Genomic DNA, 11,826 nt, shown 5'->3' on the forward strand with positions numbered 1-11,826 from the left:
TTCTCAATAATTCCATTCTATACTACCTTTTCGTTTTTATCAATCCTTTTTCCAATTTTTCTTTAAAACGCTTGCAGTTTTTTAATTTTCTTTGCTACTTAAAATCATTTATTCTGAAAATATGCTAAAAAGACACCTTCTCTGAAGAAAGTGCTTGAAATTTTACATCCTTTAAAGTTTATTTTTTAACCTATAAACATCTAACTTTTCTTATAAAAATCCATAATTCCATTTTGCCTTTATAATAATATTCAAAATCAAAATCTCTAGACTGAATAACCATACTCTGGTAAATAGAAACCCTTATTTTGATGAACAAACCAAGCTGCTGAAGCAACTCCATGACAGTCAAAAATCATGGCAATCATACTGCCAAATAGATTAGCTGGAACACCGCCAGTATACTTGGTTAGCTGGTGTTACCTTACTAATGCAGCTCGTTCCATTTAAGCTAGGATAAGTTTTTAAATGCAAACCTGACTCATTCTTAGGACCACATCCCCAACAATATTGGAATCGATCGCCATAAGTATCTTGGATGGCAATATTTTTTGTTTCTAAAGTCATTTATTCTCCTTTTCAAACCGAATATCTAAGCGCTTTCATAATTATTATATCAGTCTTTTAGTGAAGAGTAAATACGAAGCACATTCAAGACACGACAGACGCATGAAACAGTTATTTCCGAATGATCGTTCATATGAGAACAAGCCATTTTAGAGTTTTCTCTATAGTAACGCTCTAAAAAATTAATATTTATTTTTGGAAAAACCGAACTTAAAAATGCAGAAAGCTTTATTTTCCTGCTAAAAATCTTTCATGCGTTTGTCCTGCATTCAAGATATTTTAATCGTTCGTCTAAGTTGAATTTATAGAAAGGTGGCGGAAGGAAAGTTCATCTTGAAAATGTTAAGAATAATAATACTAATACTATAGAGTTAGACTGAGCTGTATGAGACTTTAGAGCTTCTTCTCCTTTCTTTTTAGTTTTGAGCTATAAAAAAACAGCAATCTCTTTGATTGGCTGTTCCTAAAATTGCTCTGTTGAAGCTTTTTATTTAGTGATATTCTGTTCGCTAACTGGTAATTCTGCTAGTCAAGCCATTGTATAAATGCCGTTTTGTCCTCGCTATTATAGCCAGCATTTTGATAGAAGCTTAATGTCGTTTCGCTTTTTGTACCTGTTAATAGCATCATCTTATAGCAATTATTTTGAAGCGCTATCTCCTTGGCATAATGAAGGCATTCGGATGCGAAGCCTTTTCCACGGCATTCTTCGTTTGTAACTACATTTTCAATAAAGGCATAGGGACGGATATTTCTGGTTAGATTTGGAATGATGATACAAATACAGGATGAAACAATTTTGCCATTTATCTCATTGACAATGATATGATGGTTGGCATCTTCTATCATTGTTTTCCATGTATTCTCTAAATGACTTGAATTTCTCGGAATCCTATCCTCGTGCAAAAACAGATATAAACTCAATAATTCATGTAAATCTTCTTTAACAGCTTCTCTTATCATCATCACACCTCACTTAACTTTTCATTTGTCTCTCTAATTTTTAGTATTATATCATTTCATATTCAAAGAAAATAATATTTGTATTCTAGTAAATTAAGAATTGATTTTTTACCTTATCTATCCTATTTGTTCTAAAATTTCACTTGCTTTAGATGATTGATTAAAAATCGATGAGTTAGCTTATTCAAATTTTATAACGATTGACAAGATTTTACAAGTTGTCCACCCTCGTATGTGGAAGCAGATTCAACAGCTTCACTCGAAATCTCAAAATCATTCTCGCCAATTTAACTAAAGTCACTGCCAGAAGTGACTTCATGAGGCTTTTCACTAAAAGGTTCTCACGCTCTCACAAGCAGAGCGATACACTCGACATGTGCTGTTAGTGCCTACCTATATTATCAAACGAAATGTGATTGGTTAATTTTAGAATAATACTATGGAATGAAATTATTTATCTTTATTTAATGCTTTTAATAGCAGTCGCTCTGTTCTTGAAGAATAAAGATATTTTCTTAACGAATCGCTTACTCTCTTAAACCTGTATAGCAACTCCAATTCGTCATAAATAGACCAAGATAAAAAAGAATGTTCCTCTTTCCTCCTCTTCTCAATTTGCTGTTGAGTAAAGTCATATGGAAAAGTATGACAATTATTCAATTTAGAACTCATCCCTTTTTTAGTATAGAAGGATTTTTCGATTTTCTCTTCTTCATTCAATAAAGGAAAATCAAAAAAATAAAGATACCAGATATCAAATCGTTTAACTGAGAATATTCGTGTATATTTCCTTAATCTATCACTAGATAATTTACTCATAATTTCTCGAAACTCAGTCAAATCAGTTATCTCAACAAATCTAAATGTCTCAATCTCTCCGGGTATATAATACTGCTTCCCTGCTAATGATATATAGTTAGGAACCTCCTTTTTTAAAAATATCTCAACAATTGAATCTTGACATTTAATTACATAATTAAAATTCTCAGATAATTCATAAATATGATTATCAATCCAAATTAATAATTTTTCGTACAATAAGACAACTTCTTCAAAATATTGACTATTTTCCTTATCAATTATTTTTCGAACATCACGTTTTTGACTATAGAAATAGAAGAAAAAGACGATTGGTAATATCGTCATCAAAGCTACAAGGGCTGGTAACCTTGAAAAGATATCACCAATATTTACTTTTATTTTTAAAATACCTCTTAGAAATTCTTGAAGCTTATGCAAATAATAGGCAACATCTCCTTTCAATATCCTCAAAGAGAAACAAGCAGACAAAAATGCCAAGAACATAGGTGTACTTATTATAAGTCTAAATATATTAAGTGATAGCTGAGTCAAGGAGAGTTTAGATATCCCTATCCAGACAGAATTTTTTTCACCGCTACCATAAGTTACCCAACCTACACGTAATAATCGACTTAGTCTTAACAAATAATAATTTAATCTAATTGTGTAAAGTGCAATACTCACCTTTTTCGTTCTTATCGCCCATTGCCCTAGTTTACTCAAACAATAACTTACTCTACTATATAACTCAATAATTACTAAATCATATATCACTAATATAGAGAGTATTTCTAACCAAAATATAATAGTTAATACAAATAGATTCCCTTGCGAGATTTCTAAATTAGTAGAAACAACTAAATTCACTATAACTTGCCTAAAAAATATTAATAATACTATCGCTATAAGCAACAAGATAATTTTATATATTTTATTAAACTTCATATCTTCAACTCTCTCATAAATTTATTTTAATCTGTCAGTCTCTATAATTTCTTCCCAATAATCATACTCATCACAAATGTACAACAGTGTATTAAAAAGCTTCAAAAACTCTTGTTCTTCGACTTCTTTCTCCCACCGACCATGTCCAATCATATGTCGATTGGGTTCTTCAAGTGTAAACCTATTTGTATCTTTGAAGAAATTATACAACCAGTGCATCAGTCCTACATCGCTAAACGACTTATCAATAAATATATTATCAATTTCTTTAATCGCTCGGTGACCTACTGGTATTCTTTTCTCTAATGAAGTCATCTCTGAAATTCTATTTAGCGCACCATCAATTGCCAAAGTTCCCAGAGTGTATGCTGCATAAAAGTTTCGGTTAAAGTAGCAATCAACCATTGATTTTACTAGGGGAGCCGAGTAACACGGCGAATTTTGTAAGGCAATAATAAAATTCTCATTTTTTAGTTTATCCCTAAGCAACTCAATCCATTCGTCCTCCAAGGTATTCCATTCCTCAGCAAGTACACGCTGATAAACATTTCTATCACGAAAATAAATAACCCATCCATTTTCTGCTAGCGATTGAACGCGAGATATAATCTGCTCAATTTCTTCTTGTGTGTAGATCGAAGGCAGTGTCTTTAAAAGTTCATTGATGCCACTAAAAATCTTTGAATAATCAATTTGATAGCTAGCAATTAAATTTTTAGCAGACTCTGCAATATTTTGAATTGCTTGCAAGTGTGTGCTTGACAACATCTGATTGTACGAAGCAATCACTTCTGACATGGCATTGATAGCACTTTTGTCCACTTGAATTGATGAAGTCAGACTTGCTAAAGGAGTCGTCAAATTAGCAATATTCACTAATTTAGATGCACTTAATGCATTTGAAGCCGCAATGATTCCTGAAATATTGGAAGTATTTACTGCTGCTTGAAAGTTACTGAAGGTATCAGCCAAAACAGAAATAGCTGCAGTATTTTGTCCCAATTTTATCTTATCAGAGAGGTTTGTTGCGCTGTCTAAGGCAATTTTTATAGAGTCTATTTCAACTTTCTTCACTTTATTACTATCAGTCATTTCGTCCTCCCAAAACAGCTTATTCATATTGTTTATTATACCACTAAAGCCACAAAAAGACTGCAACCTAACAGTCACAGTCTCTTACAATTCTATCTCTGTTCCATCTAAAACTTTAACAGCAACATTTTCTTTTTCGATAATGATTCCGTCCAATATCTAGAATATAATTAACCCATTAAAATCCCATTTTATTCTTCAAACTAACAATTTTAGTTGTTAACTGTAGTAATATTCTAAAAAGTTATCAACTTCTGGCAGTCCGTAATATTTTATTATAAAAATTTCTAGATTTTCCATAAGAATATAAACTGCTATTCTAATTCTCAGAGGATTACGCTCGAACAAGCAATCCTACACACTCAACATGTCTTGACGGTCACTACTTATACTGTGAAACGAAATCTTTATTTAAAATATTTAGGATTAAACTATTTAACGTTAAATGAAAACACTGATCCTTGTACAATCATAGATTTAAATACTTTATCAGATGCGCCAATCGTATTACTAAAAGTAAAAGAAAGTTGATTCCATAGATTTTCCCACTGTATTAAAACCCCCAAAGATAGAAATTTATCCTCTGAAACAATTAGATTTTCCCATGCTTCAATAAATTTGGCATCCAAAATCCCAGTATCTAAATTACGAATATCAACCTCAACGTTATATATTGGGGTAGGCGGATTAATTAACCCATTTAATTTCCCAATCACTTCATAATCTTTCGTTGTAATTTCACTATTTTGGTATGAATATCCAAAAATAATATTAAGAAATGCAACTAACCTTAAAACATCACCAGAGACCATTGATGAAGAAACATTGCCTTGATAGTTGTATTTTAAGAAAAACATCACGCTTTCATCGATTAAGTAAGTATCTTCATTAAATTCATACTCTTCATTATTAGAAAAAATAGGATAAGGGAGCAACCATTCGTTGATTAAATATTCACTTAGCAAGTTACCATTATAAAATATAAAATAATATTTTCCAATTGGAAGTCCACTTTTATATGAAGCAGACATGGGCCCAGATTCCTCTAACAAATGTATTGCTTCAGGAGTCAATCTGCCATTCTTTACTAAATTTGAAACTCCAAATTTTTTCTCCAATCCTCTGGAACACCTATCATCAAAAGATGGATCGTTAAACGATAGAAGCAAATCGCCATTGACCTTTTCTAAGTTTAAAAAATTATTAAGTGATGTACCATTAAAAAATGGTTTCAAAAGTCTTCTTGCGCTATCTAGAATAAAATATACATCCCTTTGTTCACCAAAGTCTCTATTAGTAGTTTCCAATTGACTTGTTCCTAAATCGATGAATTTCACTTCAAAAAAGCTAGAAGTAATTGTTCCAACCGAAACCTTTCTTCGTAATTGTTGAAGGGTGGCTAAAATTCTATTGACTGCACAATCGAAACGGAAAGATGATTTTCTATCACCATTTTGATACTTAAAATATTCTTCTAAACTTTTCAATACCTCCGCATTAAAGACACTATCTTTAATAAGTATATTATTCGGATTTAAATCACCATGGATGATATTGTTTTTAATAAATTTTGAATATGTACTTAATAAACTAATACTCAAATTTAAACTGGATTGTATAATTTGTCCTGAATACTGAGAGTTTGATTTAAACGAACTTTCTTCAAAGTACTCATTACAAAACTGCAATAATTTATCTCGACAACTAATCCAATCACTAAATGATATTGAGTTATTTATGAGGGGCATAACTGAGTAACTCGTATTTGCTGGATACCCAAGAATACCTGCATCAGACACAGCTGCAATCACATCACTTATCGAAGTTGATGAATTTTTAATAGCTTCAAGTAAATTTTTCTGGTAATTAGATCTCGATATCTTGACTACTTGATCCATCTGTAGAATTTTATGAAAAACTTTAAAAGTTACACCATTAGCTCCTTCCCCGATTTTATCAATGAATACAAACTTATTGAAGGGGTACTGTCCACCCTCTAATACACTTTTTCCTTCAAAGTAAAGTTGTTCTTCAATAATCTCAAAACTTTCAATATTTAGCTCATCATTCTTCATGCATTATACCCCTAAAAATTAAATTTCTGTACTGCATTACAGATATATTGTACCGCATAAATAGAAAAAAGGCTATAGTTACAACATGTTAAATACTGTAACCATAGCCTTATAAAAGCAAATTCTCTCGTTTTAGTTCCAAACATAACTCATGTCGCATAGTAAATTAGAAAACAATTTTTTAAAGGAATAAAAAATATTAGCAAGTCGGAAACTATGATGCTAGCGATAGAATAAGCTACAATTTTATTATCATTCATATTCGTGACAAGAGAATAGATGAAAATAAGCGCATTGTAGTTATTATAGTTAAATAAAACCGAGATTGAAATCTCTGTCAATGCTTTAACGCACGAAACACTCCTGGAAATCGTAACCCAACTCCAGCATTTCTACTAGGAAAAAAGTAGTTCAATGTCCGCAAAAAGAGTGAAACAACTATTATATAAATTGAAATCATGATAAACTACCTGACTACTTAATTCTTCGATTTAAATCTTCTATAATTAAATCAAAATCAAAAGTTCGCCTACAAACTGGACAACTATAAAAAGGTCTTTTCTTAGTTGAATTGATATATAAGTACAAATTTTCAGAACAATGGGGGCAAATTGGCCTATATTCAGAAAACAAGCCAGGTTGCTCGAGCTGATTTATAGCAAAAACGAAAAAAGATACACTCTCTGCTCCAGCCAGAAAAAGAGCATCTGCGCATGATTTCAATGTTGCACCAGTAGTAATAACATCATCAATAATCATAACATTCTTCCCCTCAAGGCTTTCAGTTACTGTAAAAGCACCCTCTACATTCCTTAAACGCTCTTCCTGATTTAAGAATTTTTGTTTTTGGAAATTCCTGATAGATATCAAGAAGTGAGAGATATCTTCAATGTGGCTCTTTTTTACATAATCGTCCGAGAATATCTCCGAAAACACTGCTTCAAATCGACTTTCTTCTTCGTCTGGGCGAGGTGGAACATAGCAAAGCGCATCCAGCTTAAAACTATTGGGAAAAGACTCTATTGTTTTGATAATAAGGTCTGCAAGCTTATTATTAAATTGTCCAGATAGCTTACTCTCAGATTTTTTATTAGATATGATTGCCTTAGAATAAGGGTGTAATTCATGCATATAATGCTTGGAACTATAGTATCTTCCTAAAGAAAATAGATGAATCTTTTTATTTTCAGGAATAGAGTAAATGGTGTGGATATACCTACTTTTAAAATTACCTGCTAGTAATGGAATCTCATTTTCTCCAAAATAGTTCCTTCCCACTTTATTAGCCAATACAACTTCTTCAAAGAATTGATTATAGCTGTAGAAAATGGCATCAGGAGCATTGCTCAGTTGTTCATACTTGGTCCATTTTTCAGCAATTAAAATGACACCGCATAGCAATTGCATTGATCGCTTTGTAAAGCGAGAATCCTTGGAAACTAAAACAATCTCAGATGTGTTTACACTATAATACTCTTTAATATCATTAAATAAGGATGTTGATGGCCATAAAAGCATTTGTAGAGGCTCAACTTTTATAATATCACCTGCATTAATAAAGCCAGGGAGTTCATCTAAGTCTGTTAAAAATAAACAATTATACCCTGCGTCATATATATTCTGAATGAATTCCCAATCATCAGATGAAGGAAATGGGGAATCAGAAATATGAAAAACAATCCCTTTTATCTCACTAACATTTCTAAGCAAGTCTATCTCTCCCTTCCCCAGAGATAATGTCTAACGAAAAGTCCAACAATGGCAAGTCCTCTTCAAACTCCTGCTCTAGCTCTAACTCTCCTTGAAAAAGACTACTTTCAGCTAAAATTCTTAGAGCATCACTTGGGTTATGCATCACCTTAGCTCCCTTGTTAACAAACTTTCTAGGCCAAGCTATATTTTCATTCTCTAATGCGCTCTCTGGTAAAAGAACCAGCCTTCCTTGCTTAAGGGCATAATCTGCTTGAATGAGAGAACCAGATGTTTCTCCAGCCTCCATAACAATGGTAGCTAATGAAAGAGCACTCATGACACGATTTCTCATTGGGAAAAACCACCGCTGAGTTTTAGATGCTGGGGAGAACTGGGAAACTACTAATCCTTTCTTCTCTATTTCTAACTGCACTTCTTTATTTTCAGCTGGATAGTATTGGTTTAAATGTGTACCTATGACTGCAATAGTATTTAAACTCAAATCAAGAACGGCTTTATGTGCAGATACATCAATCCCTTTTGCTAGACCAGAAATTACTGTGATTCCATTTTTCCCAAGTTTTTGAGCTAATCTAGCTGTATCATACTTAGCCTTTTCAGTCGCATTTCTCGAACCTACAAGCGATACCTTTCTCAATTCATATAAGAGACTCTTGCGACCTCTAATATATAAAAATTTAGGTGATTTTTCCGTTGATTCCAACATTTCTGGGTAATCACTGGTCCCACGTTTTATTATCTCATCGGTCTCTTTTAGTTTAGTAAACTGATTATAAGCAACTATATATTCATGATTTAAGCGTTCCCGATTAATTTTGAAATAAGAACAATATAACTCTAACTCATCAATAATGGAAACTGATTCTTTTCCAATATATTCTTTTACAAAAGAATCAAATATCGGTTCAAACTTACTTTCAGTCATTTTTAAACAGTTTTGCAAAGTTGAAAAGTTTAAGGCTTCCTGCTTAATTTTATTATCAATTTTAAACATGTTTCCTCCTTTCCAAAAAATAATCTATACGTTTACATTATAACACATACTTGAAAAACTGTCTCTATAGTACCCATTCTTGGTTACTATGGCAATAATAACCTATAAATCTACCTCTGTTCCTTCTAGAAACCTTACGGTTATCTGTCCATCCTCCGAAATCAAAATACTATCCAGTACCTGACACATCTCGAAAGAATCATATTCCCAACAATCCTTATTTATCAATTCAGCCAGCAACACACTGTAATGCTTTTCTAATAACCGGTTTTCTTCCAAAATTTTATTCCACTTTCCATGCAACAAATCCACATTCTCACCCAGTAGTTCTACTGCCATTACTACGGCTTTCTCTAGTGTTCCCTCATCGATATGGTTATTCTGACAACCAATCAGCCCCTTTACCTTATAGCGGTTATTACACTGCCAAACTTTACGTTTGCCACGACTTGTCGTCCAATTCTTACGTCCAAAAGCTGAACCGCATTCTGCACAGAACACCTTGGAAGTGAAGGGGTTATCCGCATTTTGCATGATATAAAAATTCAGTTGATGCTCTTCACGAACTGCTTTCCTCCTTGCTAATTCCAGCTGCACTAGTTCCCATGTCTCCTTATCAATAATAGCTTCATGGCTATCTTCTACATAGTATTGGTTGACTTGACCATCATTAGCACTACGCTTTTTGGTCAAAAAATTTACAGTAAAGGTCTTCTGTAATAAGGCATCTCCCTTGTACTTTTCATTCTGAAGCATCTTTTGAATGGCACTTGGATACCAATTGGCTTTTCCAGTCCAACCGGGTATGTCATTTTCATTTAAATACTTAGCTATTGACTCAGGGCTAAATCCCTCTAGAAATTTCTGGTAAATAAATTTAACTGTTTCTGCTTGCTCAGGATTGATGATTAATTTACCATTCTCATCCTTATCATATCCCATAAACTTAGTGGTGTTCATACGAACCTCCCCTCGCTCAAACTTCTTGCGGATTCCCCAGGTCGCATTTTCTGAAATGGATCGTGATTCATCTTGAGCCAGAGAGGACAGAATCGTCAAGAGCACCTCCCCCTTTGCATCAAGACTGTCAATATTCTCTTTTTCAAAAGTGACCCCAATCCCCAGTTCCCTTAACTCCCGCACATATTTCAAGCAGTCGAGCGTGTTCCTAGAAAAGCGGCTAATGGACTTGACAATGATGCGATCGATCTTCCCTTGCCGGCAATCTGAAATCAGGCGATTGAACTCGGTACGTTTCTTAGTGTTGGTTCCTGTAATCCCCTCGTCCGCATAGATGCCTACCAGCTCATACAAAGGATTCTGATTAATATATTCTCGATAATACCGAACCTGATTCTCATAACTTGATAGCTGTTCGTCTTGGTCGGTAGACACCCGACAATAAGCCGCCATTCGGATTTTCTGGACATGCTTCTCTGTTTCCACTTGAATCGTTTTCTTTGCTGGAATAACAGTAATGTTTTTTGCCATTGATGATTTCCTCCTTTACAATGGTCGGTTTTGTCACTCGCCAATCTTGAACAACACTATCAGGCACCCGCATGCCGATACAGGCTTCTTTCCCCTCTCGGATATACTTGCTACAGACCCATACAACCTTTCCTTTGTAGTACTTCTGCCGTTTTAAAGTAGAGCCACAATGCTCGCATTTCAATAAGCCACTCAAAGGATATCGTCGATTGTAATCGATGCTTAGGTTTGCCTTTCTATTCTGTTTCAGACGCTTTTGAACGGCTTCCCAATCTTCTCTGGACACAATGGCTTCATGGTTATCCGTAATCAGGTACTGTTGCACCTGACCTTGGTTTAGACGTTGCTTGGCCTTGATTTCCGCAAAATAGTATTTTTGCAGGATTGCATCCCCCTTATACTTCTCGTTTTTTAGAATATTGGTAATAGTACTTGAATACCATTTCCCACCGTCTACCGTAGAAACTTTCTCTTCATTAAATAGCTTTGCGATGACATGAACTCCCATACCAGATAAATAAAGGTTATAAATCCGTTTGACGATTTTAGCTTCCTCAGGATTGATGATTAACTCACCGTTCTCATCCTTGTCATAGCCTAAGAAGCGCTTAGTGTTAATCACCAGCTCTCCTCGCTGGAACTTATTCTGAAAAGCCCACCGTTGGTTTTCACTCATGTTGCGCAGTTCTTCTTCTGCGTAGCTGGCAAGAACCGTAAGCATGACTTCACCCTCATTTGACAAGGTATGGAGATTTTGTTCTTCAAAGAAGATGTCCACTTGAATAGTTTTCAGTTCCCGGCTTACTGTAAGCAATAACTCAGTGTTTCTGGCAAAGCGAGAAATGGACTTTGTATGAATGACATCAATTTTCCCGGCCCTGCAATCCTCCAGCATCTGCTGAAAACCTGGACGCTTGGCCAGTTTGCCTGAAATCCCCTGATCATAATACACTCCGATGAAATCGACATCTTTTTTATTTTGATAAAAATGATTATAGTAGGATTGCTGATTGGTGAGGGAATCTTGTTGCTTTTCTGTCATGGTTGAAACCCGCGTATAAGCACAAACTCGTTTCTTTTCTGCCTTCATCCCACTCTCCTTTCTTCCTTACTATATATCACTCTAAAGGCTAGATTTATCAAGTATTCAGCCCACTCATTCAAGCATTTTTAAGTCCAAATGCT

At 34.1% G+C, this 11,826-nt stretch carries 8 protein-coding genes and 1 pseudogene; all 9 read right to left on the bottom strand.

Annotated features, from left to right (window positions below):
- Nucleotides 1-284: 284 nt before the first annotated feature.
- Nucleotides 285-567, bottom strand: a pseudogene (locus tag EHW89_RS05550) (thioesterase); the annotation flags it as partial.
- Between the two features lie 525 nt (nt 568-1,092).
- Nucleotides 1,093-1,530, bottom strand: coding sequence for a GNAT family N-acetyltransferase (locus EHW89_RS05555; RefSeq protein ID WP_126468073.1), 438 nt, complete (start codon nt 1,528-1,530; stop codon nt 1,093-1,095).
- 450 nt (nt 1,531-1,980) lie between these two features.
- Nucleotides 1,981-3,276: a hypothetical protein gene (locus EHW89_RS05560; protein WP_126467172.1), complete on the bottom strand. Its 1,296-nt coding sequence runs from the start codon at nt 3,274-3,276 to the stop codon at nt 1,981-1,983.
- Nucleotides 3,277-3,297: 21 nt separating this feature from the next.
- On the bottom strand, nt 3,298-4,368 hold the full coding sequence (locus EHW89_RS05565) for a hypothetical protein (protein WP_126467174.1): 1,071 nt from the start codon (nt 4,366-4,368) through the stop codon (nt 3,298-3,300).
- 431 nt (nt 4,369-4,799) lie between these two features.
- Nucleotides 4,800-6,443, bottom strand: a complete 1,644-nt coding sequence (locus EHW89_RS05570) for a protein kinase family protein (RefSeq protein WP_126467176.1) — start codon at nt 6,441-6,443, stop codon at nt 4,800-4,802.
- A gap of 474 nt (nt 6,444-6,917) precedes the next feature.
- Complete coding sequence (locus EHW89_RS09510; RefSeq protein ID WP_226997559.1) at nt 6,918-8,153, bottom strand: ComF family protein; 1,236 nt, start codon at nt 8,151-8,153, stop codon at nt 6,918-6,920.
- Complete coding sequence (dprA, locus tag EHW89_RS05585) at nt 8,146-9,150, bottom strand: DNA-processing protein DprA (protein WP_126467178.1); 1,005 nt, start codon at nt 9,148-9,150, stop codon at nt 8,146-8,148. Before dprA ends, EHW89_RS09510 begins: the two co-directional genes overlap by 8 nt.
- A gap of 102 nt (nt 9,151-9,252) precedes the next feature.
- Entirely contained in the window at nt 9,253-10,596 is a 1,344-nt protein-coding gene (locus tag EHW89_RS05590; RefSeq protein WP_450097530.1) for a recombinase family protein, read from the bottom strand.
- Complete coding sequence (locus EHW89_RS05595; protein ID WP_126467180.1) at nt 10,508-11,731, bottom strand: recombinase family protein; 1,224 nt, start codon at nt 11,729-11,731, stop codon at nt 10,508-10,510. The genes EHW89_RS05590 and EHW89_RS05595 overlap by 89 nt, the downstream gene beginning before the upstream one ends.
- Between the last annotated feature and the right edge of the window lie 95 nt (nt 11,732-11,826).

The organism is Streptococcus periodonticum (assembly GCF_003963555.1).
GTDB classification, from domain to species: Bacteria; Bacillota; Bacilli; order Lactobacillales; family Streptococcaceae; genus Streptococcus; species Streptococcus anginosus.

What these genes read in the sequence shown, in the direction of transcription:
- EHW89_RS05555 (WP_126468073.1), bottom strand. Translation starts at nt 1,530, where the DNA reads ATGATAAGAGAAGCTGTTAAAGAAGATTTACATGAATTATTGAGTTTA.
- EHW89_RS05560 (WP_126467172.1), bottom strand. Translation starts at nt 3,276, where the DNA reads ATGAAGTTTAATAAAATATATAAAATTATCTTGTTGCTTATAGCGATA.
- EHW89_RS05565 (WP_126467174.1), bottom strand. Translation starts at nt 4,368, where the DNA reads ATGACTGATAGTAATAAAGTGAAGAAAGTTGAAATAGACTCTATAAAA.
- EHW89_RS05570 (WP_126467176.1), bottom strand. Translation starts at nt 6,443, where the DNA reads ATGAAGAATGATGAGCTAAATATTGAAAGTTTTGAGATTATTGAAGAA.
- dprA (WP_126467178.1), bottom strand. Translation starts at nt 9,150, where the DNA reads ATGTTTAAAATTGATAATAAAATTAAGCAGGAAGCCTTAAACTTTTCA.
- EHW89_RS05595 (WP_126467180.1), bottom strand. Translation starts at nt 11,731, where the DNA reads ATGAAGGCAGAAAAGAAACGAGTTTGTGCTTATACGCGGGTTTCAACC.